General features: G+C 44.5%; 21 protein-coding genes. 16 read left to right on the top strand and 5 right to left on the bottom strand.

The genetic code is table 11. The annotated features are described in order from the left end of the window. Positions 1 to 99: 99 nt before the first annotated feature. Entirely contained in the window at positions 100 to 867 is a 768-nt protein-coding gene (locus tag MTF70_RS18215) for an alpha/beta fold hydrolase (RefSeq protein WP_017819953.1), read from the bottom strand. Positions 868 to 959: 92 nt separating this feature from the next. On the opposite strand from MTF70_RS18215, the gene seqA reads away from it, so the two are divergent. Both seqA and pgm read left to right on the top strand, forming a co-directional pair. After that, a complete protein-coding gene (gene seqA / locus MTF70_RS18210) occupies positions 960 to 1,502 on the top strand; it encodes a replication initiation negative regulator SeqA (protein ID WP_005382149.1) in 543 nt (180 codons plus the stop codon). Positions 1,503 to 1,594: 92 nt separating this feature from the next. Then, positions 1,595 to 3,241, top strand: a complete 1,647-nt coding sequence (gene pgm, locus MTF70_RS18205) for a phosphoglucomutase (alpha-D-glucose-1,6-bisphosphate-dependent) (RefSeq protein ID WP_025766986.1) — start codon at positions 1,595 to 1,597, stop codon at positions 3,239 to 3,241. A gap of 61 nt (positions 3,242 to 3,302) precedes the next feature. Here the strand turns inward: pgm and MTF70_RS18200 are convergent, their stop codons facing one another. Further along, complete coding sequence (locus MTF70_RS18200; protein ID WP_205460855.1) at positions 3,303 to 4,076, bottom strand: DUF1853 family protein; 774 nt, start codon at positions 4,074 to 4,076, stop codon at positions 3,303 to 3,305. Positions 4,077 to 4,308: 232 nt separating this feature from the next. On the opposite strand from MTF70_RS18200, the gene MTF70_RS18195 reads away from it, so the two are divergent. Continuing rightward, positions 4,309 to 5,067, top strand: coding sequence for a Nif3-like dinuclear metal center hexameric protein (locus MTF70_RS18195; RefSeq protein ID WP_025766984.1), 759 nt, complete (start codon positions 4,309 to 4,311; stop codon positions 5,065 to 5,067). Between the two features lie 92 nt (positions 5,068 to 5,159). Here MTF70_RS18195 and MTF70_RS18190 read toward each other — a convergent pair whose 3' ends face one another. After that, complete coding sequence (locus MTF70_RS18190) at positions 5,160 to 6,449, bottom strand: citrate synthase (RefSeq protein WP_005382163.1); 1,290 nt, start codon at positions 6,447 to 6,449, stop codon at positions 5,160 to 5,162. 396 nt (positions 6,450 to 6,845) lie between these two features. On the opposite strand from MTF70_RS18190, the gene sdhC reads away from it, so the two are divergent. The 8 genes from sdhC (at position 6,846) to sucD (ending at position 16,555) form a co-directional block, all read left to right on the top strand. Then, positions 6,846 to 7,238 carry a succinate dehydrogenase cytochrome b556 subunit gene (sdhC, locus tag MTF70_RS18185; protein WP_017634811.1) on the top strand — a complete coding sequence of 131 codons (393 nt, stop codon included), beginning with the start codon at positions 6,846 to 6,848 and terminating at the stop codon, positions 7,236 to 7,238. Further along, entirely contained in the window at positions 7,232 to 7,576 is a 345-nt protein-coding gene (gene sdhD / locus MTF70_RS18180; protein ID WP_005382169.1) for a succinate dehydrogenase, hydrophobic membrane anchor protein, read from the top strand. Before sdhC ends, sdhD begins: the two co-directional genes overlap by 7 nt. Then, positions 7,577 to 9,343 carry a succinate dehydrogenase flavoprotein subunit gene (gene sdhA, locus MTF70_RS18175; protein ID WP_005382172.1) on the top strand — a complete coding sequence of 589 codons (1,767 nt, stop codon included), beginning with the start codon at positions 7,577 to 7,579 and terminating at the stop codon, positions 9,341 to 9,343. Between the two features lie 15 nt (positions 9,344 to 9,358). Then, a complete protein-coding gene (locus MTF70_RS18170; protein WP_005382174.1) occupies positions 9,359 to 10,069 on the top strand; it encodes a succinate dehydrogenase iron-sulfur subunit in 711 nt (236 codons plus the stop codon). A gap of 171 nt (positions 10,070 to 10,240) precedes the next feature. After that, complete coding sequence (sucA, locus tag MTF70_RS18165) at positions 10,241 to 13,066, top strand: 2-oxoglutarate dehydrogenase E1 component (RefSeq protein WP_248394201.1); 2,826 nt, start codon at positions 10,241 to 10,243, stop codon at positions 13,064 to 13,066. A 28-nt stretch (positions 13,067 to 13,094) separates the two neighbouring features. Further along, on the top strand, positions 13,095 to 14,303 hold the full coding sequence (gene odhB, locus MTF70_RS18160; RefSeq protein WP_005382177.1) for a 2-oxoglutarate dehydrogenase complex dihydrolipoyllysine-residue succinyltransferase: 1,209 nt from the start codon (positions 13,095 to 13,097) through the stop codon (positions 14,301 to 14,303). Positions 14,304 to 14,516: 213 nt separating this feature from the next. After that, positions 14,517 to 15,683: an ADP-forming succinate--CoA ligase subunit beta gene (gene sucC / locus MTF70_RS18155; protein WP_005382179.1), complete on the top strand. Its 1,167-nt coding sequence runs from the start codon at positions 14,517 to 14,519 to the stop codon at positions 15,681 to 15,683. Then, positions 15,683 to 16,555 (top strand): succinate--CoA ligase subunit alpha, encoded by an 873-nt coding sequence (gene sucD, locus MTF70_RS18150; RefSeq protein WP_005382181.1) that lies wholly within the window; start codon positions 15,683 to 15,685, stop codon positions 16,553 to 16,555. Before sucC ends, sucD begins: the two co-directional genes overlap by 1 nt. Before the next feature lie 119 nt (positions 16,556 to 16,674). Here the strand turns inward: sucD and znuB are convergent, their stop codons facing one another. Together znuB and znuC are read right to left on the bottom strand one after the other, a co-directional pair. Beyond that, entirely contained in the window at positions 16,675 to 17,460 is a 786-nt protein-coding gene (gene znuB / locus MTF70_RS18145; protein ID WP_005382183.1) for a zinc ABC transporter permease subunit ZnuB, read from the bottom strand. Then, positions 17,453 to 18,241 carry a zinc ABC transporter ATP-binding protein ZnuC gene (gene znuC / locus MTF70_RS18140; protein ID WP_005382185.1) on the bottom strand — a complete coding sequence of 263 codons (789 nt, stop codon included), beginning with the start codon at positions 18,239 to 18,241 and terminating at the stop codon, positions 17,453 to 17,455. The genes znuB and znuC overlap by 8 nt, the downstream gene beginning before the upstream one ends. 78 nt (positions 18,242 to 18,319) lie before the next feature. Here znuC and znuA point away from each other — a divergent pair, with 78 nt between their 5' ends. From znuA to MTF70_RS18115, 5 genes are all read left to right on the top strand, one after another. Beyond that, entirely contained in the window at positions 18,320 to 19,207 is an 888-nt protein-coding gene (gene znuA / locus MTF70_RS18135) for a zinc ABC transporter substrate-binding protein ZnuA (protein WP_033906913.1), read from the top strand. A 202-nt stretch (positions 19,208 to 19,409) separates the two neighbouring features. Then, a complete protein-coding gene (locus MTF70_RS18130) occupies positions 19,410 to 22,787 on the top strand; it encodes an AraC family transcriptional regulator (RefSeq protein ID WP_205460856.1) in 3,378 nt (1,125 codons plus the stop codon). Between the two features lie 833 nt (positions 22,788 to 23,620). After that, positions 23,621 to 23,848, top strand: a complete 228-nt coding sequence (locus MTF70_RS18125) for a FeoA family protein (protein ID WP_005382190.1) — start codon at positions 23,621 to 23,623, stop codon at positions 23,846 to 23,848. Then, a complete protein-coding gene (gene feoB / locus MTF70_RS18120; RefSeq protein ID WP_025766981.1) occupies positions 23,848 to 26,124 on the top strand; it encodes a Fe(2+) transporter permease subunit FeoB in 2,277 nt (758 codons plus the stop codon). The genes MTF70_RS18125 and feoB overlap by 1 nt, the downstream gene beginning before the upstream one ends. After that, positions 26,121 to 26,351 carry a FeoC-like transcriptional regulator gene (locus MTF70_RS18115; RefSeq protein WP_005382192.1) on the top strand — a complete coding sequence of 77 codons (231 nt, stop codon included), beginning with the start codon at positions 26,121 to 26,123 and terminating at the stop codon, positions 26,349 to 26,351. The genes feoB and MTF70_RS18115 overlap by 4 nt, the downstream gene beginning before the upstream one ends. Positions 26,352 to 26,428 lie beyond the last annotated feature (77 nt).

Raw genomic sequence — 26,428 nt, 5'->3', positions numbered from 1 at the left:
GCCGAAAAATCTTGGGCGCACTATACCACTGTTAAACGGTAAAGTTAATGCACTACAAGAAGGGTTATTTCAATAATCTAGTGTTGCTTTTCGAATTTGTTAACTCGAAATGTATTTTCGAATGACTCTCATTACTTCTGTCGGTTTCTCGGCGTGTAACCAGTGACCAGTGCCAGCGATAATGTGTGCTTTAGCATGGTTAAATTGTCGCTTCACTGCCGGCTGATGTTCTGGCATTAAGTAGTCAGAGTCGCCGCCTTTGATAAATAAAGTTGGGATATCTGTTGGTGTGATTTCTTGCCAGCCAATAATTTGGTCATAATTCTCAAAAAGGCTCGGTACGTTAAACCGCCAATCCATCTTATCGCCATTTTTGTACAGTGATTTAGAGAGAAATTGTCTTACACCATCGAGTTCAATATGTTGAGCTAGGATATCCATGGCTTGCTGTCGATTTGCTGGTTTTTCATTAATAACAGCATGTAAGCCGTTAAAAACATTATCGTGACGGTTCGTAGTGTAGGCTACAGGCGCCATGTCGAGAACGACTAACTGCTTGACTACATTTGGAGCAATGTCCACAAGAGCCATCGCGACTTTTCCGCCCATGGAGTGACCAATAACAATAGATGGCTCAACGTTTAAGTGCTGAAGGAGCTGAGCCACATCTTTTGCCATATCGGTATAGTTATGGACTTCGGAGTGGAAAGAGAGGCCGTGATTTCTCAGATCAATACTGATCACCGTGTGATCTTTAATAAGATCGCGGGCGAGTAGACCCAGATTACTTAAACTACCAAACAATCCGTGAATCAAAACAACTGTTTGGCCTTGGCCTTCCTGCTTATAGTTGAGTAATGCTGACATTTTATCTTATTCGTGATGGGTTTAACGTGGAGTATCCGCGTGGATCTCGTTATAATCCCCCAGAGTTTAAACATTGAGAATGTGAAAAGCGAATGAAAACAATTGAGGTTGATGAGGATCTATACCGTTATATAGCTAGTCAAACTAAGCATATCGGTGAAAGCGCCTCGGATATTTTGCGACGCCTTTTAAACCTTGATGGTCAGTTGCAGGAAGCTAAAGCCGCGCCTGTAGTAGAGAAGCCACAAGGGATTGTAGTAAGTAAAGATGCGGGTAAAACGGAATCTGTTGATGTAGTGAAAGAAATGCGTTCGCTGCTTATTTCTGATGAGTTTGCCGGTCTAAAAAAAGCGATTGATCGCTTTATGTTGGTATTATCGACCTTACATAAATTGAATCCAGAAGGTTTCGCCCAGGCTACGAATGTAAAAGGACGCAAACGCGTGTACTTTGCAGATAATGAAGAAACCTTGCTAGCAAACGGTAATACGACCAAGCCAAAAGCCATTCCTGGCACACCGTTTTGGGTTATCACGAATAACAATACAAGTCGTAAAAGACAGATGGTTGAACAAGTGATGGCACACATGGGGTTCCAACCTGACTTAATAGAAAAAGTAACAGGTTCAATCTAAGAAACCTGATAGAAGCCTCATAATGCGTCGCAGTGAGCGGATATTATGAGGCTTTTTTAATTTTATTTGTATTGAAAGAAAGGATGTCAAACATGGCTATGCACCCTCGTGCTGGGCAAAAAGCGCAGCAGGAAGATCTTCACAATATCCCAGCACTCGTTGCTAACTACTTCTTACTTCAACCAGACGCGGCAAACGCAGAACACAAAGTTCAATTTGGTACTTCTGGCCACCGCGGTACTGCAGACAAGCACACTTTTAACGAAAACCACATTTTAGCGATCGCTCAAGCGGTAGCAGAAGTTCGTGCTGAGCAAGGCACAACTGGCCCGTTGTTTGTGGGTAAAGACACGCATGCGCTATCTGAGCCTGCTTTTTCAAGTGTGATTGAAGTATTGATTGCAAATGGTGTGAAAGTGATTGTCCAGCAAGACAACGGTTACACGCCAACACCGGGTATTTCACACGCGATTCTGACTTACAACATCAAACACGATGAAAAAGCAGACGGTATCGTTATTACCCCATCACATAACCCACCACAAGACGGCGGAATCAAATACAATCCGACACATGGTGGTCCTGCAGAAGCTGAGTTGACTCAAGCTATCGAAGATCGTGCGAACGAATTGATTGCTGAAGGTTTACAAGGTGTTAAACGCCTACCACTAGCAGAAGCAAAAGCATCGGATCTGTTTGTAGAGATGGACTTGGTGAAGCCATACATTGATGACCTGGTGAACGTTATCGATATGGAAGCAATCCAAAAAGCGAACCTGAAGATTGGTGTAGATCCATTGGGTGGCAGCGGTATCGATTACTGGCGTCAAATTGGTCAGGCATACAACCTAGACCTAACGCTAGTAAGTGAATCGATCGATCCTTCTTTCCAATTCATGTCGCTAGATAAAGACGGCGTTGTGCGTATGGACTGTTCTTCTCCTTACGCAATGGCGGGTCTATTGGCACTGAAAGACGAATACGATTTAGCATTTGGTAACGATCCTGACTACGACCGTCACGGTATCGTTACGCCAAAAGGTTTGATGAACCCGAACCACTTCTTAGCCGTTTGTATTGACTACTTGTACCGTCATCGTGACGCGTGGGGTAAAGACGTCGCTGTTGGTAAAACACTAGTTTCAAGTGCGCTGATTGATCGTGTTGTTGCGGATCTAGGTCGTGAGCTATGTGAAGTGCCTGTTGGTTTCAAATGGTTTGTAGACGGTCTGTACACTGGTAAGTTTGGTTTCGGCGGCGAAGAAAGTGCTGGTGCGTCTTTCCTTCGTAAAGATGGCACGCCTTGGTCAACAGACAAAGATGGCATCTTGCTATGCCTTCTAGCAGCAGAGATCACTGCGGTAACGGGTAAGAACCCTCAAGATTACTATGAAGAGCTAGCGGCGAAGCACGGTGAGTCGAAGTACAACCGTATTCAAGCTGTAGCAAATGGCCCACAAAAAGACGTATTGAAGAAGTTGTCACCAGAAATGGTTGCGGCTGAAACTCTAGCAGGTGATGCTATCACTGCTCGTCTAACGCATGCACCAGGCAATGGTGCTGCGATTGGCGGCCTTAAAGTAACGACAGCTAACGGTTGGTTCGCTGCTCGTCCATCAGGCACAGAGGACATCTACAAGATTTACTGTGAAAGCTTCAAAGGTGAAGAACATCTGAAACAAATCGAAGCTGAAGCACAAGAGATCGTTAATCAAGTGTTTGCAGCCGCTGGTTTGTAAAACATCCAATGGTCAATGTATCTAGCAAAGGGTTGATGTGAAAACATCAACCCTTTCATGTTTAAGTGCCCCGAACCGCTTTATCTCCGGGCCATGAATCTGGTACCACAAACCAGAATTGACCGTCCTCCGTTTGTGCATGTACAAATCGGTCTGAAGGCTTTTCAATGGGTCGAGATAAATCGTCCATACCAATCGCCCAGCATGGTTTGTGTAAATGATAAAGTGGCTTACCGATTAACTCCCATTGGCTCTGGTAGCACCAGTAACCACTAATCTGACTTGGATTTAGTTCATAACCCAAGCACTCGCTAGGAGTTGGCTCTGGAGTAAACGGATTAATATAGAGTCGTCCTTGCATCATTAGGCGCTCTTCTGGAGAGTCGTTTAAAGGAATTATTTTTTGAAATTCCGGGCGATCGCTCATTTTCAGTTGATGCGTGAGCATTCTATCCAATTTCGCATGTAACTGGTCGTGAGCATTCGGGCCATACCAAACGCCGTTATAAAGAAGATAAAACTTAATCGCCACTTCCCAGTGTTCTATTTGATTTGATTCTGTATTCCGCAACACCAAATCTATAGCACCAATGGTCTTACCTTCGATGTCGTTTAACTGAACCTCTTCAGCGATAACCTGATATCGTTCTGAACTAGAGAGAACTGCAGTGCATAAGTGCTGATATAAAAAGCCCAATCTTGGATTACCATTGTATTGCTCAGTGTTCTTTAAAGGCGTTACCGTAAGATCCTCTAAGGTTGCAAACGGAGGGCGTAACTTGAAAAGAGGAGGTGAAGTGGCGATCCATTGGTAAAAGCGTTGCAGTTGGTTCATCCGTATCCCTAAATGTATGGTGAGGCGACAAGCTTTGTTATTGTAACTAAATTTGCTTTTGAGGGTAGGGTGGCTAGCATCGATATTAGGGTTCGAGATACACTTTAAATACCTAAATGATATCAAGGTGCCAGATGTCAAAACGTTGTTGTATCAACTAGGTTGCACACTCTCGGTCTGATTTCATCGAGAGGTTATTTAGGTTTACATGCGCTAGAAATTGGAAGTAATAATGAATAACTTAAAGCTAGAACAGATTCTTAATGACAAACTGTCACCGCAGTTAATTAAAGATTACGCACCAAACGGGTTACAAGTAGAAGGGACGCCAGCCGTAAAGCGTATTATCACTGGCGTAACCGCCTCTCAAGCCTTAATCGATAAAGCGATTGAGCTTAATGCAGACGCATTGCTTGTTCATCATGGCTATTTTTGGAAAGGTGAGCCTGAGCCAATTCGTGGCATGAAAGGTAAACGAATTCGTAGCCTGATCAAAAATGATATCAACTTATATGGTTATCACCTTCCTCTAGATATTCATCCAGAGCTAGGCAACAACGCTGAATTAGCTCGCTTACTTGAAATCGAAGTAGAAGGTGGGCTTGAAGGGCACCCTCAGTCAGTTGCTATGTTTGGGCGCTTGAAAAAGCCGATGTCTGGTGTTGAATTTGCGAGTAAGATCAACCAAGTTCTTGAAAGAGAGCCTCTGCATATCGCTCCAGAGAATACTGATAAGATGATTGAGACAGTCGGCTGGTGTACTGGTGGAGGGCAGGATTTCATTGAACTTGCTGTACAGCACGGGCTGGATGCATTTATCTCTGGAGAAATTTCAGAGCGCACCACTTATACTGCTCGTGAAATGGACATTCATTACTTTGCTGCAGGTCATCATGCTACTGAGCGTTATGGTGTTCAGGCCTTAGGCAAATGGCTAGCGGATGAATATGGCCTACATGTGGAGTTTATCGATATTGATAATCCGGTTTAGCGTTCTCCATTAATAACGTTAAACGCAAAAAAGAAAAAAGGGTTGAGACGAAAATCTCAACCCTTTTGTTTGTCTATCTTCGTACTAAAAGATCATTCACGTTCGTGAAGTGGAGAAAACTCACGTTGTGTTTCGCCAGTGTATAGCTGACGAGGACGACCGATGCGGTTCAGTGGATCGCTGTGCATTTCGTTCCAGTGAGCAATCCAGCCGATGGTACGAGAAATCGCGAAGATAACCGTAAACATAGAAACTGGAATACCAATCGCTTTAAGAATGATACCTGAGTAGAAGTCTACGTTCGGGTACAGCTTCTTAGACACGAAGTACTCATCAGAAAGTGCAATGCGCTCAAGTTCCATTGCAACGTCTAGCAGAGGGTCTTGAATGTTTAGCTCTTTGAGAACTTCATGACACGTTTCGCGCATTACTGTCGCACGTGGGTCGTAGTTCTTGTAAACGCGGTGACCAAAGCCCATTAAGCGGAATGGGTCATCTTTGTCTTTCGCGCGGTCTACATATTCAGGGATGTTATCGACGCTGCCAATCTCTTCTAGCATTCTCAAGCAGGCTTCGTTTGCGCCACCGTGAGCAGGCCCCCAAAGGGATGCAATACCAGCGGCAATACATGCAAATGGGTTCGCACCAGAAGAGCCAGCTAGGCGAACAGTTGATGTCGACGCATTCTGTTCGTGATCCGCGTGTAGAGTGAAAATCTTATCCATCGCACGGGCAACCACAGGATTTACTTCATACTCTTCGCAAGGGTTTGCGAACATCATATGCAAGAAGTTCTCTGCGTAGCTAAGGTCGTTACGAGGGTAAATAAATGGCTGACCGATAGAGTATTTGTAACACATCGCCGCCAGTGTTGGCATTTTTGACAGCAGACGGTACGCTGCAATTTCGCGGTGTTCGTCGTTGTTAATGTCAAGAGAGTCGTGATAGAAGGCTGCAAGTGCTCCAACTACACCACACATTACCGCCATTGGATGAGCATCGCGTCGGAAGCCATGGAAAAAGCTTGCGATTTGCTCGTGTACCATTGTGTGACGAGTAACGGTCGTTTTGAATTGCTCGTATTGTTCTCGGGTAGGGGCTTCACCATAAAGAAGGATGTAACATACTTCTAAGTAATCTGCGTTATTGGCTAATTGATCAATCGGGAAACCGCGGTGCAAAAGAATACCTTTGCCGCCATCGATGTACGTGATTGATGATTCACAAGATGCAGTGGCAAGAAAACCTGGGTCAAAAGTAAAGTAACCATTGGCTCCCAGCTTACGAACGTCAATTACAGGTGTACCTAGCGTACCGTCCATAATTGGCAGTTCGATTGGCGCTTGACCTTCAACATGAAGGGTCGCTTTCTTATCCGCCATAACAATCTCCTTTGTTTATTATTTAATCCGTCCAGGATGTTTATGTGCCATTTTTGTACTGTTGTTAAAGCTTAAAGTCAATTTTTCTCCATCTTTGTGTGCACTTGTTATGATTTTTCTCATGAAAATCGTTAAAAATCTGTTCTATGTAGCATAATTTGTTACACCAATTGTATTAGAATGTTGCTCGCCGTATATTGGCAAAGAAAATTTTAGTTAAATCCTTATAAATTCGGGGCTAGAAACAAAGAGTGAGGTTTGTTGCTGGATTCCGTTTGTTAACAACTTGTTTACAATTATCTGAGTGGTTACTCGCGATATTTGTTAAATAGATGTTAACTTTTGTACGTTTGGAAGCTGAAATTGGTTATAACAATAAATGCTCAATGGAGCTGAGTGAGCAAGCCCGTGAAAGAAAGAAAGTCAAGACCTGTTAATTTAGATTTACAGACCATCCACTTTCCTATCACAGCAATCGCATCCATCCTACACCGTGTGTCTGGGGTAATTACGTTTGTTGCGGTGGGTATATTACTGTGGTTACTATCCATTTCTCTGTCATCCCCAATGGGTTTTATGGAAGCCGCTGACATCGTCGATAGCTTCTTCGTAAAATTCATCCTGTGGGGAATTCTTACTGCACTTGCCTACCACATCGCAGGTGGTATCCGTCACTTATTGATGGATCTAGGTCACTTTGAAGAACTAGATTCAGGCACGATGAGCGCTAAAGTCGCGTTTGGTGCAACAGCAGTATTATCATTATTGGCGGGGATCTTGGTATGGTAAAACACGTATCTTCATTTGGTCGTAATGGTGTACACGATTTCCTACTAATTCGTGCAACTGCAATCATTATGACGCTATACACGATTTATCTGATTAGCTTCTGTGCATTTTCAGATATCTCTTACGCATCTTGGACCCAATTCTTTGGTGGTACCTTCACTAAAGTATTCACCATGTTGGCACTTGTCTCGATCCTGATTCACGCTTGGGTTGGTTTGTGGCAAGTATTAACTGATTACATTAAGTGCGCGAAACTACGTGGCGCACTACAACTTGGTGTTATTGCCGTGCTATTCGGCTATGTCTTCTCTGGTCTATTTATTCTGTGGGGTGCGTAAGTGTCTATTCCAGTTCGTGAGTTTGATGCCGTAGTAATCGGCGCTGGTGGTGCAGGTATGCGCGCTGCACTACAAATTTCAGAGCAAGGCCTATCATGTGCTTTGTTGTCAAAAGTATTTCCAACACGTTCTCATACTGTGTCTGCACAGGGCGGCATTACCGTTGCTCTGGGTAACTCGCACAAAGACGATTGGCAATGGCACATGTACGATACCGTTAAAGGTTCCGACTACATCGGTGACCAGAACGCGATTGAATACATGTGTAAAAATGGTCCTGAGTCAGTTATCGAGCTTGAAAAAATGGGTCTTCCATTCTCTCGTTTTGATAACGGTACCATATACCAACGTCCATTCGGTGGCCAATCTAAAGAGTTTGGTGGTGAGCAGGCTGCTCGTACAGCCGCTGCTGCAGACCGTACTGGTCACGCACTTCTTCACACGCTTTACCAGCAAAACGTAAAACACAAAACAACCATCTTCTCGGAGTGGTACGCTTTGGATCTTGTGAAAAACCAAGACGGCGCAATCATGGGTTGTACTGCGATTTGTATGGAAACGGGTGAAATCTGTTACTTCAAATCGAAAGCAACCATTCTAGCTACAGGTGGTGCAGGTCGTATTTACGCATCGACCACTAACGCGCACATCAACACGGGTGATGGCGTTGGTATGGCACTTCGCGCAGGCGTTCCAATGCAAGACATGGAAATGTGGCAGTTCCACCCAACAGGTATTGCTGGCGCGGGTGTTCTAGTGACGGAAGGTTGTCGTGGTGAAGGTGGTTACCTTCTAAATAAAGATGGTGAACGCTTCATGGAGCGCTACGCACCAAACGCGAAAGACCTTGCTGGTCGTGACGTGGTTGCTCGTTCAATGATGATTGAAATTCGTGAAGGCCGCGGCTGTGATGGTCCTTGGGGTCCACATATCAAGTTGAAACTTGATCACCTTGGTAAAGAAGTACTTGAATCACGTCTACCAGGTATCTGTGAACTGTCTCGTACATTTGCACACGTTGACCCAGTGAAAGAGCCAATTCCAGTAATTCCAACTTGTCACTACATGATGGGTGGTGTACCTACTCAAGTCTCTGGCCAAGCAATTAAGCAGAAGGCCGACGGTAGCGAGATGGAAGTACAAGGCCTTTACGCATGTGGTGAGATTGCTTCTGTATCGGTACACGGTGCTAACCGTCTGGGCGGCAACTCATTACTAGACTTGGTCGTATTTGGTCGTGCTACTGGCTTGCACCTTGGCGAAACGCTAGCAGCGCAAGCAGAAGCTCGTCCTGCAACAGAATCTGATATTGAAGCGTCTCTAGCGCGTACTATGCGTTGGGAAAACAGCACTGGTGGTGAAGATCCAGTTCAGATTCGTAAAGACCTACAAGCATGCATGCAAAACAGCTTCTCGGTATTCCGTGAAGGCGATGCGATGGCAACCGGTCTAGAAGAGTTGAAAGTGATTCGCGAACGTTTGAAAGATGCGCATCTAGCGGACAAGTCTTCAGAGTTCAACACGCAGCGTATTGAGTGTCTAGAACTTGATAACCTGATGGAAACCGCGTTTTCAACTGCCGTTGCAGCAAACTACCGTACAGAGAGTCGTGGCGCACATGCTCGTTTCGATTTCCCTGAGCGTGATGATGAGAACTGGCTATGCCACTCTATCTACAATCCGGAAACAGAAGCGATGACTAAGCGTGATGTGAACATGACGCCAACGCATCGTGAAGCTTTCCCGCCGAAAGTACGTACATACTAAAGGGAGGATACGACTATGAAATTAAACTTCTCTTTATACCGTTACAATCCGGATGTGGATACCAAGCCTTACATGAAAGAGTATACCCTTGAGGTAGACGAAGGCTCAGACATGATGGTGCTTGATGCATTGATTCTGCTAAAAGAGCAAGATCCAAGCATCGCGTTCCGTCGCTCATGCCGTGAAGGGGTATGTGGTTCTGATGGTTTGAATATGAATGGTAAAAACGGCCTAGCGTGTATCACACCGTTATCTGCTCTACAAGGCGATAAGATAGTTATTCGTCCACTACCAGGGTTACCTGTCGTGCGCGATCTTATCGTTGACATGACGCAGTTCTATGATAACTATGCGAAAGTTAAACCATTCTTGATTGATGATGGTGCATTACCACCATCACGTGAGAACCTACAATCGCCTGATGATCGTGCGCATTTAGATGGATTGTACGAATGTATCATGTGTGCATGTTGTACAACGTCTTGCCCATCATTCTGGTGGAACCCTGATAAATTCATCGGCCCAGCTGGTCTTCTCGCAGCGTACCGTTGGCTAATTGATAGCCGCGATACGGCAACAGATGAACGTTTGTCTGATCTTGATGATGCATTTAGCGTTTTTCGTTGCCATGGCATCATGAATTGTGTAAGTGTTTGTCCTAAGGGATTAAATCCGACGAAAGCCATCGGTCACATTAAGTCGATGTTGGTTAATCGTTCGGTTTAATTTACTCGCTCTTAGGAATGTCGCAGTGTTGCGGATCACCCGATATGACCGCTTCACTGCTTCAGTAATATTCGAGTAAAGAATACAAAAATTGCCGACCGTATTTTTAGTCGGCTCTTATAGCTCGGCAAAGACCGAAGCAAACGTGAAAACTACTGGTTAAGGGAAAATATGCACAACGGCGTGATGAAGGCATGGCTCGAGTCTTCACACTTGGCTGGCGCCAATGCAACGTATGTAGAGGACCTCTACGAACTGTATCTAAGTGATCCCGATCTGGTAAGTGAGGAGTGGAAACGTGTTTTTGAAGGCTTGCCTAAGCCATCAGAAGAAGTGGCAGAACAACCACATTCACGTGTCCGTGACTACTTCCGACGACTCGCTAGAGAAACAAAGCATTACAATGTCCAAGTTAGTGACCCAGATGTCGATGCAAAACAAGTAAAAGTTCTACAGCTAATCAACGCATACCGTTTCCGCGGGCATGAAGCTGCAGAATTAGACCCACTAGGTCTATGGCAACGCCCAACAGTGGCGGAGTTAGACCCTGCTTTTCATAATCTTACCGAAGATGACTTCGAAGAAACTTTCAACGTAGGTTCTTTTGCTGTTGGGCAAGAAACCATGAAGTTGAAAGATATCTATGAAGCCCTCAACAAAACTTATTGCGGTTCCATCGGTGCTGAATACATGCACATGACTGACACAGAGCAAAAGCGTTGGATTCAGCAACGCCTTGAGTCTGTCGTAGGCCAGCCATCATTCAACAAAGATGAGAAGCGCACATTCCTAGAAGAGCTAACAGCCGCTGAAGGTTTGGAGCGTTACCTCGGGGCGAAATTCCCAGGTGCAAAACGTTTCTCTTTAGAAGGTGGTGATGCGCTGATTCCGATGACGAAAGAGTTGATCCGTCATGCGGGTACAAGTGGAATGCGTGAAGTGGTTATCGGTATGGCTCACCGCGGTCGTTTGAACATGCTGGTGAACGTACTTGGTAAGAAACCTCAAGACCTGTTTGATGAGTTCGCCGGTAAACACGACGAAACTTGGGGTACGGGTGATGTGAAATATCACCAAGGTTTCTCTGCTGATTTTGCGACTCCTGGCGGTGATGTTCACTTAGCACTTGCATTTAACCCGTCGCACCTAGAAATCGTAAACCCAGTAGTCATGGGCTCAGTTCGAGCACGTCAAGATCGCTTGGGTGATAATCAAGGTAGCAAAGTGCTTCCTATCACCATCCACGGTGATTCTGCAATCGCTGGTCAGGGTGTGGTTGCCGAAACGTTCAACATGTCTCTTGCTCGTGGGTTCCAAGTTGGTGGTACGGTACGTATCGTCATCAACAACCAAGTAGGCTTTACGACGTCTAATCCTCGTGACACGCGTTCTACGATGTACTGTACCGATATCGCGAAGATGGTGCAGGCGCCAATTTTCCATGTAAATGCAGATGACCCAGAAGCAGTTGCTTTTGTTACTCGCATTGCATTGGATTACCGTAACGAGTTCAAGCGCGATGTCGTGATCGATCTTGTATGTTACCGTCGCCACGGCCACAATGAGGCGGATGAGCCAAATGCGACTCAGCCTTTGATGTACCAGAAAATCAAAAAGCATCCTACACCACGCAAATTGTATGCAGATGTTCTGATCGACAAAAATGAGTCAGATATCGAGACGGCGACTCAGTTAGTCAATGAGTATCGCGATGCATTAGATCGCGGTGAAGTGGTTGTTAAAGAATGGCGTCCAATGGCGTTGCACTCTGTAGACTGGTCCCCTTACTTAGGGCACGAATGGGATATGGAGTGGGATTCAAAATACGACAAGACACGCCTTATTGAGCTAGGCAATCGTCTGTGTCAGTACCCAGAAAGCCATAAACTGCAAAGCCGTGTTAATAAGCTATACAACGATCGTCTAGCAATGATGACCGGTGAAAAAGCTATTGACTGGGGTATGGCTGAAACATTGGCGTATGCTACATTGGTTGACGATGGCAAGCGTATTCGTCTTTCTGGTCAGGACTCGGGGCGTGGTACTTTCTTCCACCGTCACTCGGTTCTTCATAACCAAACCGATGCAAGCACTTACATTCCATTAGCGAATATTCATGACAACCAAGGGCCATTCCAAGTCTTTGACTCAGTATTGTCAGAAGAAGCTGTGTTGGCGTTTGAATACGGTTACGCAACAGCCGAACCAGGTGGTTTAACTATCTGGGAAGCACAGTTTGGTGATTTTGCCAACGGTGCACAAGTTGTTATCGACCAGTTTATCTCGTCAGGCGAGCAAAAGTGGGCGCGTTTGTGCGGTCTTACTATGCTTCTACCTCATGGTTATGAAGGTCAAGGTCCTGAGCACTCATCTGCACGTTTAGAGCGTTACCTTCAGCTTTGTGCTGAGCAAAATATGCAGGTTGTGGTTCCTTCAACACCGGCTCAGGTGTACCACATGATTCGTCGTCAGGTTGTACGCCCAATGCGTCGACCTCTCATTGTTATGTCACCGAAATCTTTGCTGCGCCACCCTCTATGTACTTCAACGATTGAAGACTTGGCGGATGGTACATTCCAATCTGCAATTCCAGAAGTAGGTGATTTAGAACCAAGCAAAGTGAAACGTGTCGTGTTCTGTGCTGGTAAGGTTTACTTTGACCTACTAGAGCAGCGCCGTAACAACGAGCAAGACGATGTTGCTATCGTGCGTATTGAACAGCTTTACCCATTCCCAATGGAAGAAGTACAAACAGCAATTGCTCAATACACTAACGTTGAAGACTTCGTGTGGTGTCAGGAAGAACCTCAGAACCAAGGTGCTTGGTACTGTAGCCAACATAACTTCCGTGCCGCTATTCCTGCAGGTGCAAATCTTAAATACGCAGGTCGCCCAGCTTCTGCTTCGCCAGCAGTTGGCTACATGTCGGTGCACTTGAAACAACAAAAAGCGTTGGTTGAAGACGCTCTGAACGTGAACTCAAAAACTTCGAATTAAGAACTAGAAGTTAAAGGAAGAAACAGATATGACAATTGAAATTCTGGTTCCAGATTTACCTGAATCAGTTGCTGATGCAACCGTAGCGACATGGCACAAACAACCGGGCGACGCAGTAGAGCGTGACGAGGTTTTGGTTGACATCGAAACAGACAAAGTTGTGCTAGAAGTTCCAGCTCCGGAAGCTGGCGTTTTAGAAGCTATTGTTGAAGCAGAAGGTGCGACAGTACTTTCTAAACAAATCATTGCTAAATTGAAGCCAGGCGCAGTTGCAGGTGAACCAACTGCAGACAAAACAGAAGGTACTGAAGCATCTCCTGATAAGCGTCACAAAGCTGCGCTTAGCGAAGAAAGTAATGACGCACTAAGCCCAGCAGTGCGCCGTTTATTGGCTGAACATGGCTTAGAAGCAAGCCAAGTGAAAGGCACTGGTGTTGGTGGTCGTATTACGCGCGAAGATATTGAAGCGCATCTTGCGAACGCTAAATCTGCGTCAAAAGAAGACTCGCCAGCAGTGGTTGACGTGCCGGCAGCGGCTCGCAGTCAGAAACGTGTTCCAATGACTCGCCTTCGTAAGACAGTTGCTAACCGTTTGCTAGAAGCGAAGAACAACACGGCAATGCTAACGACGTTTAACGAAGTGAACATGAAACCAATCATGGACCTTCGTAAGCAGTACAAAGATCAGTTCGAAGAGCGTCACGGTATTCGTTTGGGCTTCATGTCTTTCTACGTGAAAGCAGTGACAGAAGCGCTTAAGCGTTACCCAGAAGTAAATGCTTCGATTGATGGCGATGACATTGTTTACCACAACTACTTCGACATTAGCATGGCGGTATCAACGCCACGTGGTCTAGTTACACCTGTCCTAAAAGACTGTGACAAGCTTGGTTTCGCTGATGTTGAAAAAGGCATCAAAGAACTGGCTATCAAAGGTCGTGATGGCAAGCTAACGGTAGACGAGCTAATGGGCGGTAACTTCACTATCACAAACGGTGGTGTGTTCGGTTCACTAATGTCTACACCAATCATCAACCCACCTCAATCAGCGATTCTTGGTATGCATAAGATCCAAGAGCGTCCGATGGCAGTGGATGGCAAAGTTGAAATCTTGCCGATGATGTACCTAGCGTTATCTTACGATCACCGCCTAATTGACGGTCGTGAATCAGTTGGTTTCCTAGTAACGATTAAAGAGTTACTAGAGGACCCAGCACGTCTCCTATTAGACGTTTAATATCGCTAAAACGTCTAGTTATCGTAGGTAGCTAGACGTTAAAAATTTCAATGGCTAGACTAGCTCAACGTTTGGCCTTCATTTGAATCCTTCAGTATGAGAACTCATGATAAAGGATTGATTTGAGAAGACCCTACAGACGTACAAGCAGCCAAGACTGCAGCGTTATGGAAATAATAAATCCCTTAAGGGAAAAACAAACGGAATATCGAAATGAATTTGCATGAATACCAAGCCAAACAGCTGTTTGCAGAATTCGGTTTGCCTGTGCCAGAAGGCTACGCGTGTGATACACCACAAGAAGCTTTTGAAGCCGCAGGCCGTATTAGTACAGCCAAGAAAGTAGTTAAATGTCAGGTTCACGCTGGTGGCCGTGGTAAAGCGGGTGGCGTAGAGCTACACGATACAAAAGAAGGCGTTAAAGAGTTTGCACAGAAGTGGTTAGGTAAAAACCTAGTAACTTACCAAACAGACGCAAATGGTCAGCCAGTAACAAAAATCCTTGTTGAAGAAGCTTCAAATATTGCGAATGAACTATACCTAGGTGCGGTAGTTGACCGTGCTAGCCGTAAGATCGTTTTCATGGCTTCTACCGAAGGTGGTGTGGAAATTGAAAAAGTTGCGGAAGAAACGCCGGAACTCATCCACAAAGCAGCAATTGACCCACTAGTAGGTCCACAAGCTTACCAAGGTCGTGAGCTAGCGTTCAAACTTGGTCTTGAAGGCGACCAAATCAAACAATTCGTTAAGATCTTTATGGGTCTTGGCACTATGTTTTCTCAGTACGATCTTGCTCTGCTAGAGATCAACCCACTTGTGATTACTGGTGAAGGCAACTTGCTATGTCTTGACGGTAAGATCAACATCGACTCAAACGCACTGTACCGTCAGCCTAAGCTTCGTGAAATGCACGATCCTTCACAAGAAGATGAGCGTGAAGCACACGCAGCTCAGTGGGAGCTGAACTACGTAGCACTAGACGGTAACGTTGGCTGTATGGTTAACGGTGCAGGCCTAGCAATGGGTACGATGGATATCGTAAACCTACACGGCGGCAAACCAGCTAACTTCTTAGATGTAGGTGGCGGCGCGACGAAAGAGCGTGTTGCTGAAGCATTCAAGATCATCCTATCTGATGACAATGTGAAAGCGGTACTTGTTAACATCTTCGGTGGTATTGTACGTTGTGACATGATCGCAGAAGGTATTATCGGTGCGGTTAAAGAGGTAGGCGTAAGCGTACCTGTTGTTGTTCGTCTTGAAGGTACTAACGCTGACCTAGGTCGCGAAGTTCTTGCTAATTCTGATGTTGATATCATTGCTGCTGAGTCGCTAACTGATGCTGCTCAGAAAGTTGTTGCTGCTGCGGAGGCTAAATAATGTCTGTATTAATTAACAAAGACACTAAAGTAATCTGTCAGGGGTTCACTGGTGGTCAAGGTACTTTCCACTCAGAGCAAGCTATCGCATACGGTACGCAAATGGTTGGCGGTGTGTCTCCAGGTAAAGGTGGCCAAACTCACCTAGGTCTTCCTGTATTCAACACAGTTCGTGAAGCAGTAGAAGCGACTGGTGCAACAGCGACAGTCATCTACGTACCAGCACCTTTCTGTAAAGATGCAATCCTAGAAGCGATTGACGCGGGTATCGAGCTAATCGTAACGATTACTGAAGGTATCCCTACTACAGATATGATCGACGTGAAAGTGAAGCTAGAAGAAACTGGCGTTCGCATGATTGGTCCTAACTGTCCGGGCGTTATCACTCCTGATGAGTGTAAGATCGGTATCATGCCTGGTCACATCCACAAGAAAGGCAAAGTAGGTATTGTATCTCGTAGCGGTACTCTAACTTACGAAGCAGTTAAGCAAACCACTGACGAAGGTTTCGGCCAGTCTACTTGTGTTGGTATCGGTGGTGACCCAATCCCGGGTTCAAACTTCATTGATATCCTAAAACTGTTCCAAGAAGACCCTGAGACAGAAGCGATCGTTATGATTGGTGAGATCGGTGGTACTGCAGAAGAAGAAGCAGCAGCATACATTAAAGAAAATGTAACGAAGCCAGTGGTTTCTTACATTGCTGGTGTGACTGCGCCTCCTGGTAAGCGTATGGGTCATGCTGGTGCGATTATCTCTGGTGGTAAAGGTACTGCTGAAGACAAATTCGCTGCACTAGAAGCGGCTGGCGTTAAAACTGTGAAATCTCTAGCAGAGATCGGCCAAGGTCTACGTGAAGTGACGGGTTGGTAATCGACCACACTACTTAATAAGTATTAAAAAGCCTGCGACTTCGCAGGCTTTTCTTTTTCCGTTTCCGTGGGTTTATGTTTGTTGTTAGCAAGGTCTTTCGCGTTTAATGCTCAATGCGATTATGCTTTGCTTTTAATCAGCTGGCTCAGCATAAATAAGGATGTTGCGCTGATCACTACAGAAGGGCCGGCCGGTGTATCGAAGTGCCATGATAGGCTAAGCCCCATCAGTACTGCCACTGAGCCAATAATAGATGCGAACAATGCCATTTGCTCTGGTGATGAAGAGACTTTACGTGCTGTTGCTGCTGGGATAATTAGGAGCGAAGTCATGATCAACGCGCCAACGAACTTCATACCTACTGCGATTACTACACCCACCATTAGCATTAACACCAATCGAACTAAGTCTGTATTCACGCCCTCAACAGCGGCAAGTTCTTCACTAACAGTGCTAGAAAGCAGTGGGCGCCAGAAGACGTACAAACACGCACTCACCGCAACAACACCTGCGTAAATAAACATCAGATCTTGTGGAGAGACGGCAAGTAAGTCCCCAAATAGGTAGCTCATTAAATCGACGCGCACGTTTTCCAAAAAGCTAACCGATACTAAACCGATAGAGAGTGCACTGTGTGCCAATATACCTAACAACGTGTCTGTAGCCACAAGTTGTTGCTTTTGCAGAGTGACAAGCAAAACGGCCAGAGCTAAACAGCAGACGAGTAGGGCAAGGTAGAGGTTTACGTTGAGCAAGAAGCCCAGCGCTAGGCCCATTAACGATGCATGAGCTAGGGTATCTCCGAAGTAAGCCATTTTACGCCAAACGACAAATGACCCAAGTGGACCGGCAATGATCGCGATACCAATACCAGCAAGAATAGAAGGTAGGAGAAACTCAATCATGATGGTGATGTCCGTGTTTATGGTGGGAGCATGATGTCGCATCACCGCTTACAGGCGTTCCGGATAAATCGTGATGATGGTGCTCATGGTCGTGATGATAAAACGCGAGAGATTCTCTCGCTGCATTGCCAAATAGTGCGATGTAAGAAGGGTGCTGAGTAATAGTGGCAGGTGAACCTGAGCAGCAAACATGGTGATGCAGACAAATAACATCGTCCGTTTTCGCCATCACTAAATGTAAGTCATGCGACACCATAAATACGCCACAATCAAAGCGGTGACGAATGCTCTCAATTAAGTCATAGAGATCGATTTGACCTTGGATATCCACACCCTGAGCTGGTTCGTCTAATACCAACAGCTGAGGACGCTGAAGCAGAGCGCGCGCCAGTAACACTCGTTGGTTTTCACCACCGGATAAGCGATGCATATTACTATTAAGTAAATGTTCAGCGCCAACAAGCCTTAATGCATCAATGCACTCCTGCTTACTGTATTTTCCTGCTAAATTTAGGAAGCGGGTTACATTCAATGGAAGGGAGTCATTGAGCTTCAACTTTTGAGGAACGTAACCAATTTTCAGTTTTCTTTGTCGGTTCAACTTGCCGCTAGTCGGCTTTTGAAGACCTAAGATAACTTTGACTAACGTTGATTTTCCCGCTCCATTGGGACCAATTAGGGTAGTTATTTTGCCCTTTTCTAATTCCATACTAATGTTATCGAGAACTCTGCGGCCATCGAACTCGACGCATAACTGCTCAAGATGGACTAAGGAAGACATGAATGAAACTCATTTGCAAATCAATAATGTTATAATGTAACATTATCTCACTTTCCACGCCATATCCCAAGTAAAACTATGAAAAGAGCATTAATTCTTGCTGCCTCAGCAATGTTAACACTGCCAGCACAGGCGGTAACGGTACTGACGAGTATCAAACCTATTCAGTTGTTAGTAACAGAGCTTACTCAAGGAGTAACTTCACCAGACGTGCTATTGCAGTCTAACACATCACCCCATGACTATGCTTTGCGTCCATCGGATGTTAAAAAGGTCGCTTCGGCTGATTTGGTTATCTGGTACGGACATGATCTTGAACCGTTTCTAGAGAAAGTTGTTTCGGATAGATCGAATACTTTGACTATTAGTCAAATTCCAAATCTAGAATTGCGTGAATTTGATAGTGAGCACAACCATGACCATGATGGGCACGATCATGGCTCACATGATCCGCACTTTTGGCTAGGTGTAAGCCAAGCACAACAAGTGGCCAAGGCTGTTGTGAATCAACTTGTATCACTTGATCCGGAAAATGCAGCTCAATATCAAGCGAACCTCAAAAAGTTTGAACTCGAGCTAAAAGACACTGACCAACAGATAAAGCAGAAGCTGGCACCAGTAAAAAACAAAGGTTACTTTGTATTCCATGATGCTTACGGTTATTTCGAAGATCGTTATGAACTAAATCAAATGGGGCATTTTACTGTGAGCCCAGAACGCAAGCCAGGAGCGAAGACCTTAATTCAAATTCGTCAAAAGCTAAGTGGTGGAGATGTGGCTTGTGTATTTTCTGAACCTCAGTTTACCCCGGCTGTCGTTCAGAGCGTAATGAGAGGCAGTGATGTCGCTAAAGGCGAGCTTGACCCGTTAGGGAGTACAATTGAAGCAAAACCTGGCAGTTACTTTACTTTTCTCAACAATATGGCGAATAGTTTTGAGCAATGCTTGAACAAAAAGTCAGATTAAGTGCTGTCGTAATGTAGGAGTAGTCTTTTTAACGTGATCCAGTAGTAAGAATTACAACCTTTGGTAAGGCGAGCCTTTTCTCAGAAAGTAATTGAGATATCATTACCAATAATTATCAGCTCAAAATAACCGTATCAATCCATGTTTTACAAACGATGAACGGTCACTTTCAGAGCACAAATTGATACAAAAGGTTTTCGTCTTGCTACGCCAATTAGCCCTTGCTCTGTTGGGCTTCGTCTTATCCTACCAAGCATTTGCGCTTCATAATGCAAATGCAATCTTTTACCCTTTGCCAACTCAGGCAAAGGGTACTTTTATCGCGGCTAAAAAGTTGTTCTTGGGTGAAAAGGGCGGTTTGTGGATTCATGACGTACACGGGAGAGTCCTGTTTTACGATGGTCAAACTATATTGCCTAAATCAGGTAGCTTCCTACAAACGTCGGCTAAGCAGTTGGCTTATCATAAAGGTGCTTTTTGGACCTTTATTGAAAATGAGGTCTATCGAACTTATCCAAATCAGGAACGACGTTTAGTCTTTAGTTTAAATCCAGGCTCACAAATAAGAAAAATAGGGTCTTCAAAGAACTATATTTGGGTGAGTGATGGCTCGCATTTCTATACCTACAATATCGACACTAGCGAGTTAAACTCTTTCTCTCTATTGCAGCTCTATCAACATAGTAATAATAGCTACGTTTACATTAATGATGCGGTGCTAGTTGAAACGAAGTGGGCACTAGCAACGACTTCCGGCTTCTATCTTTCTGAAGGTGATAAGTTTGACCATGTCGCTGCCTCAGGTCAAAGCTACATTGAGAAAGTCTATTATTCACACACGCGAAGAGAAATTTTGATAGGTACATTGCGTGGCGCTTTAATTTTCAACATTTACCAGCCTGATAAAGAAGTGATTAGAATTGGCGACTCACATGTTTTGACATTCGCAGAGACAAATAAAGAGTATTGGGTGGGGACAGAGCATGGCCTTTATTTGTACTCATTTTTTTCAGGTGAGGTCACCGAAGTCGCGCCTGCAAGTTTTCTTGAGTTAGAGTTAGATAACACGAAGATTTATTCGTTGTTGAGCGACAATATGGGAGGGATGTGGATTGCGACTAACCAAGGTATTCGTTATTACTCGCTATTTAGTAAAAAATTTGAACGAGTGACCTTTAGTAGTTATGACTCACACACCCTATCAGGACGAATTCGGCAAACTATTGAAGGTCCTGATGGTGCGCTTTGGTTTGCTGATGACCGAAAGATTTATCGTTCAGGAAAGAGTGGGATTAACCAAGTCTTAGAGTTGGAGTCGCAGATCAATGAATTTGCGTTTCAAAACGGCATGCTTTGGCTTGCAACCTCAAAAGGGCTGGAAATATTTGAGCTAAATGGTCTCAACAAGATTACATTTCCTTATTTACAGGTTATGGCCGGACATGCCGTAGAGCATGTGACCGTTGATGGTGATGACCGTCTTTGGGTATCAAGCGGATACCATCTTTACAATGTTGATACTGCTGCACAAAGCGTACGAAACTTTGGAAGTGAGTGGCTAGTAAGTCAGTATTTGCCTGCTAAGGTTACGCGCCTATATGATACTGAAGATGCCCTATTAATAGGCACCGATCATGGCGTATACCAATACAGTAATGACAACATCCAGTTTATCCGTTTTTCAGAAAAGTTTGGTGAATCATTAGACATGACCACGGCGGTTGATGGCAGCCAGTGGTTTGCTTCATCTTATGGTGTGTTTAAAACTGATACACGAAGCGATGAAAAACGTGTTGTTGAAATGAGTGAGCCCAACGCCAGACCTGCTTGCTTGATCAGAGACAGGCAAGGTATATGGTTAGCTTCCTCTGTCGGTTTAAGCTATTACCACCTTTCGGGTGAGTTAGTGAAACATTACTCATCGTCATCAGGCTTAATGAACAATGAGTTCCTCCCTGGTATTTGTAGCGTTATACAGCAGACAGAAATTGGTGAGCGAGAGCTTGTTCTGGGGTCGAAGTACGGACTCGTAAAAGCAGAAGCATCCAAGCTGCTTGTATCTAATCCCCCAGAGTCTAAGTTTATTGTTAGCCAAGTTGTGCTTGAAAATGAAGTTCTGCAAGTTGGTAGTGCCGATCTGAATGGGCTCACACTGCCATATGGATCTTCGCTGAGTTTTTTATTCGGTGTGATGCCAAAACCAGACAGTCAAAATTTGTACTATCGATTGAACAACGATGACCCATGGCAAACGTTAGAGGGGGGCCAACTGACACTCGAGCACCTTAGTTCCGGTGAATATCACTTGCAGGTCAGTAATGCGTCTCAAGTTGCCGCTGGAGTCGTTGGTTTAGAATCTCACTTTATCGTCCTTCATCCTTGGTATCTATCGCGATTTGCTATTTTAGGCTTTGTCGTAGCTAGTATTGCGGTCGTCGCATTACTTGTTTTCTGGCGCTCTCGCTACGTTGTACAGGCTAACCGTGATCTAGCAGCTCAAGTGACTCTCAAAACGAATCAGTTAAGACATCAAAGTAGAGTGTTGCTTACGAGCAACCAGCAATTACGTAAACAGATTCAAGTTAGAAACCTACTCGTAGACCATGTAGCTCTATCCATAAAATCAAGCGTCGACTTTATTGTGGCGAAACTACCTATGCCTCTGGACACTGCGACAGAGGATCATTTGGCTAAAACGAATTGGCAGTTAAATGAACTCAAAAGCGTTCCAAGTGATGTAAGTGGTGGGAGTCAGAACTACGACTTGAGTCAGATAACTCAGTCAGTGGTTGATGTATGGCAAGATGACTTTGCAAAAGCGGGTATTTTGGTAGAGCTAGAAGATGAGAGCAAGCAGAGCCGGGTTGCTCTGGAAAGTTTTAATCTTGATGTTATTTTCAATAGCATTTTTGCCAATATCATCAAGCGCTCTTTCCGAGGTCAAACGGTTAGAATTATGCTAGAAAAGGGGCATGATATTGTGTCATTGAGCTTTCTTGATTACGGGACGCAATTACCTAATAAAGTCGCGACTGGGCTTCCATCTAACTTAAATCACTCTGAGTTGAGTATTGACCACCTTGCCCAACTAGTGACAACGAGTGGTGGTTATTTGGCTGTCTTCTCTTCTGATGCTCAAAACAAAGTCGAGATTACATGGCCATCTGCGAAGGAAAGGAGTTATCTGGATGAACCGCAGCAAGAACTCAATCCTGTAACTATTGCAGAAGATCAAGTCACACCAGAGAAAGAGTGGTTGCAAAAAGTCTATCAATTAGTGGCAGAGCATTACCATGATCCTGAATTTGGCACTGCGTCAGCCGCTAAAATGCTGTATATGTCTGAACGCTCTTTGCAGAGACGTTTTAAATCTGCCTCGTCAAGAACGTTAAAAGACTATGTCACAGAGGTTCGTTTGGAAACGGCGTGTGAAAAGTTATTGGCGGGTGAGAAAATCAGTGAAGTCGCCTTTAACTCTGGCTTTAATGATCCATCTTACTTTAGCCAAAAGTTTAAGCTGCATTTTGGTTTGCCCCCATCCAAGTTTGCTTTGACTCAAGAAAGCCAAGAAATTAACTAGAAAACCTTCATTATACGCTCCCTAGTTAATAGTTAAGATGCTGGGGAGCTGCATACAGTGCTCTATTATTGCTGTAGTTGCTAACGCAGTGAGTTTCATTGTTTCTTCATCACATCTAGCCTACAAATCCATTCTCAACACGTAAGCACGATCACGTTCTATCTGTTAGTCGCGATGTTCATAGCAATAAGCATAAATGGCTTCAAGAGAATGATTTATTGATAGTTGCAACAAATAAATGACAGTTGTATTGCTGTATCAAAAGAGCGTTGTTCATTTGGGTGAATGATGGTGTGCGACATTCGTGAAAACGAAAACTGTGTTGAAAAGATGAATAAGGTAAAGAAGTTTTGAAAGAGGTGAAAAAAAATATCGTGGTATAGCCGGGGGGACTATACCACGGGTGTCAAGGACACCTTCGCTTGCTGCCGGAGTGACATGTTGCCATGCCACCTCTGGAATTTATTAGAGAGGTTGCCCTCTCGATGGAGTAACTATACGAGAGGTTACTTATTTTTCTTATAAAAATAACGCCATGTTTATATGAGAAAAGCGACAACGTTTGGCTTTTTACTTAACCCATTGTTTTAATTTGAATTTTTTGTTTTCTGTCTTGGTTTGTGACATTTTTGTTTCGTTAGGTGTCATTTTTAATTGTTAATTTTGACGTAAATAACGAGAGGAAATTTACGAAGTTAACGTTTGAAAGCGTGAAAACATTTACGGAATCTTTGATTTCACACAAGGATTGAAGGGGTATAGGGGAGTAATATTGGCAACCTAAACTTATTAAATAATAATATTTCTCATTAGCAATACTCTTAAGGGCCACTATGAAGTTATCAGAGATTAATCCTGGCGATACGGTGACGATTCGGTTGTTAGATGGTCTTTCATCAGATATCAGAAAGAAACTCATGGTAATGGGGCTGCTTCCCAATACAGAAGTCAAAGTGATTCGACGTGCGCCAATGGGCGATCCTTTACAAGTCGAAGTCCGTGGTGTGTCTGTCGCATTGCGAGAAACAATTGCTCAGAAAATTGAAGTGGAGCGAGTGTAATGCAATATCAAGTGCTAACCGTAGGTAACCCTAATAGTGGTAAAACGACGCTATTTAATGGTTTAACTGGCGCAAAACAGCAAGTTGGTAACTGGGCAGGCGTCACGGTTGAAAAGAAAACGGGACAATTCAAGCATGCTGGGGATGAGTTTTTGCTCACTGACCTTCCGGGTATTTACTCATTAGACAGTGGTAATGATAGTAATAGTATTGATGAATCCATCGCATCGCGTGCGGTCCTAACTCATCCTGCTGATCTCATTATTAACGTGGTGGATGCTACAAGTTTAGAGCGCAGCTTATATATGACGCTGCAACTTCGCGAACTTGGTCGCCCTATGATTGTTGTCCTCAACAAGATGGATGCGCTAAAGCGTGAACGTCAGATGATTAACGTTGCAGAGCTTGAGAAAACGTTAGGTTGTCCGGTTGTCTGTTTATCTGCAACCGATAAAACTCAAGTGGCAGAGTTTAAAGAAAAGCTCCATAAATCCATCGTTCAAGGAGTGCCACTTAAGGAATTGTCTTTGCATTACGGTGAGAAGATGGAGTCGGCAATTCAAACGGTTTCCGCACTTTTTAACGACCAAACCGTCGCTCATCGTGCACTAGCGATTCGTGCGCTTGAAAAAGACACAATGGTGCTCAATAGTCTTTCTGATATTGATAGAAGCAAAGTATTGGAAGTCATTACGACGTTAGATTTGGATATCGATTTGCATGTCGCGGATACTAAGTACACGCATCTGCATGAACAGTGTAAAAAAGTTCGCCGAAGCGAAGGCAAGTTAAGTCGTAGTGTGACTGAAAGACTCGACCAGTTTATTTTGAACAAGTGGATTGGAATTCCTTTCTTCTTTGTTGTTATGTACCTGATGTTTATGTTCTCGATTAACATCGGTAGTGCATTTATCGACTTTTTTGACATTGGTGTGGGCGCATTGTTGGTTGATGGTGGTCACCACTTGTTAGACGGTCATTTGCCTGTGTGGTTAGTGACGGTTCTTGCTGATGGTATCGGTGGTGGTATCCAGACGGTTGCAACCTTCATTCCGGTTATCGCGTGTTTGTACCTGTTCCTAGCGGTACTTGAGAGCTCAGGTTACATGGCTCGCGCAGCATTCGTACTAGATAAAGTGATGCAGAAGATCGGTCTACCGGGCAAAGCATTTGTACCGTTGGTTCTTGGTTTTGGCTGTAACGTACCGTCAATCATGGCAACTCGTACTCTAGACCAAGAACGTGAGCGTAAACTGGCTGCCTCTATGGCACCATTTATGTCATGTGGTGCTCGTCTGCCTGTATACGCGCTATTCGCTGCGGCATTCTTCCCAGGTTCTGGCCAGAACATTGTATTCGCACTTTACCTACTTGGTATTGTGGCAGCGATCTTCACAGGTCTTTTCCTTAAGCACACGCTTTATCCAGGTAGCAGCGATAGCCTATTGATGGAAATGCCAGATTACGAGCTTCCGACGCTACAAAACGTGGTGATCAAAACTTGGCAAAAGCTAAAGCGCTTTGTACTTGGTGCAGGTAAAACCATCGTTATCGTTGTTGCTATTCTGAGTTTCTTCAACTCATTGGGGACTGATGGCAGTTTTGGTAACGAAGACAGCGAAAACTCTGTGCTTTCTAAAGCAGCGCAAGTTGTGACTCCAGTATTCTCACCAATCGGTGTTCAAGAAGACAACTGGCCAGCGACCGTAGGTATCATTACTGGTATCTTCGCAAAAGAGGCGGTAGTTGGTACGCTGAACAGTCTATACACTACGCCAAGCGACGGTGAAGACGCAGAATTTGATCTAATGGGCAGCCTAGAAGAGGCAGTAATGAGTATCCCTGAAAACCTAGCCGGTTTGAGCTACTCAGATCCACTAGGTATTGAAGTGGGTGACTTAACTGACTCAAATGCCGTTGCAGAAGAGCAAGAAGTCGATGCTTCTATCTTCGGTAACATCAAATCGCAGTTTGCTTCTGGTAATGCCGCATTTGCTTACCTAATCTTTATCCTACTGTACACTCCTTGTGTGGCGGCGATGGGTGCTTACGTACGTGAGTTTGGTCATAAGTTCGCACGCTTTATCGCGGTTTGGACAATGGGCTTGGCTTACCTATGTGCGACGTTCTACAACCAATTGACGCATTTCGCAGATAGCCCAGTAACAAGTGGTATTTGGATGGCTGTGATCGTAGCTATCTTCTTTGGCACATACCGTGTGTTCAAACAAGTTGGTAAGAAACAAAACGGTGCATTAGAGGCGCAAGTAGCATGATTTTAAAAGAGCTTTATCAATACATTGCAGACAAAGGAACCGTCTCCCAGTCAGATCTGGCTAAACAGTTTGGGATGAGTGAAGATGGCGCCGACGCGATGTTAAACGTGTGGATTAAGAAGGGCAAAATTAGCCGCCTAGTCGACACTAATAAAGCTCATGACGTGACTCGTGTTCGCTACTCAGTGACTAAACAAGATGGTTTGTCTCTGACAGTCACCATGTAGCGACTATCAAAATTAGTCACCTAAAAATTATCACGTAAAAACGACAAAGCCGCATCAGCAATGATGCGGCTTTTATT

Source organism: Vibrio sp. 2CM40D (genome assembly GCF_023161825.1).
Taxonomy (GTDB): Bacteria; Pseudomonadota; Gammaproteobacteria; order Enterobacterales; family Vibrionaceae; genus Vibrio; species Vibrio alginolyticus.
This window is presented reverse-complemented; position numbering and strand designations above follow the sequence as displayed.

Coding starts and splice junctions, on each gene's coding strand:
- MTF70_RS18170 (WP_005382174.1), top strand. CDS start 9,359: ATGAAATTAAACTTCTCTTTATACCGTTACAATCCGGATGTGGATACC.
- feoB (WP_025766981.1), top strand. CDS start 23,848: ATGCAATATCAAGTGCTAACCGTAGGTAACCCTAATAGTGGTAAAACG.
- sucC (WP_005382179.1), top strand. CDS start 14,517: ATGAATTTGCATGAATACCAAGCCAAACAGCTGTTTGCAGAATTCGGT.
- seqA (WP_005382149.1), top strand. CDS start 960: ATGAAAACAATTGAGGTTGATGAGGATCTATACCGTTATATAGCTAGT.
- znuA (WP_033906913.1), top strand. CDS start 18,320: ATGAAAAGAGCATTAATTCTTGCTGCCTCAGCAATGTTAACACTGCCA.
- znuC (WP_005382185.1), bottom strand. CDS start 18,241: ATGTCTTCCTTAGTCCATCTTGAGCAGTTATGCGTCGAGTTCGATGGC.
- MTF70_RS18215 (WP_017819953.1), bottom strand. CDS start 867: ATGTCAGCATTACTCAACTATAAGCAGGAAGGCCAAGGCCAAACAGTT.
- sucA (WP_248394201.1), top strand. CDS start 10,241: ATGCACAACGGCGTGATGAAGGCATGGCTCGAGTCTTCACACTTGGCT.
- sdhD (WP_005382169.1), top strand. CDS start 7,232: ATGGTAAAACACGTATCTTCATTTGGTCGTAATGGTGTACACGATTTC.
- sucD (WP_005382181.1), top strand. CDS start 15,683: ATGTCTGTATTAATTAACAAAGACACTAAAGTAATCTGTCAGGGGTTC.
- MTF70_RS18190 (WP_005382163.1), bottom strand. CDS start 6,449: ATGGCGGATAAGAAAGCGACCCTTCATGTTGAAGGTCAAGCGCCAATC.
- MTF70_RS18200 (WP_205460855.1), bottom strand. CDS start 4,076: ATGAACCAACTGCAACGCTTTTACCAATGGATCGCCACTTCACCTCCT.
- znuB (WP_005382183.1), bottom strand. CDS start 17,460: ATGATTGAGTTTCTCCTACCTTCTATTCTTGCTGGTATTGGTATCGCG.
- MTF70_RS18115 (WP_005382192.1), top strand. CDS start 26,121: ATGATTTTAAAAGAGCTTTATCAATACATTGCAGACAAAGGAACCGTC.
- MTF70_RS18125 (WP_005382190.1), top strand. CDS start 23,621: ATGAAGTTATCAGAGATTAATCCTGGCGATACGGTGACGATTCGGTTG.
- pgm (WP_025766986.1), top strand. CDS start 1,595: ATGGCTATGCACCCTCGTGCTGGGCAAAAAGCGCAGCAGGAAGATCTT.
- odhB (WP_005382177.1), top strand. CDS start 13,095: ATGACAATTGAAATTCTGGTTCCAGATTTACCTGAATCAGTTGCTGAT.
- MTF70_RS18195 (WP_025766984.1), top strand. CDS start 4,309: ATGAATAACTTAAAGCTAGAACAGATTCTTAATGACAAACTGTCACCG.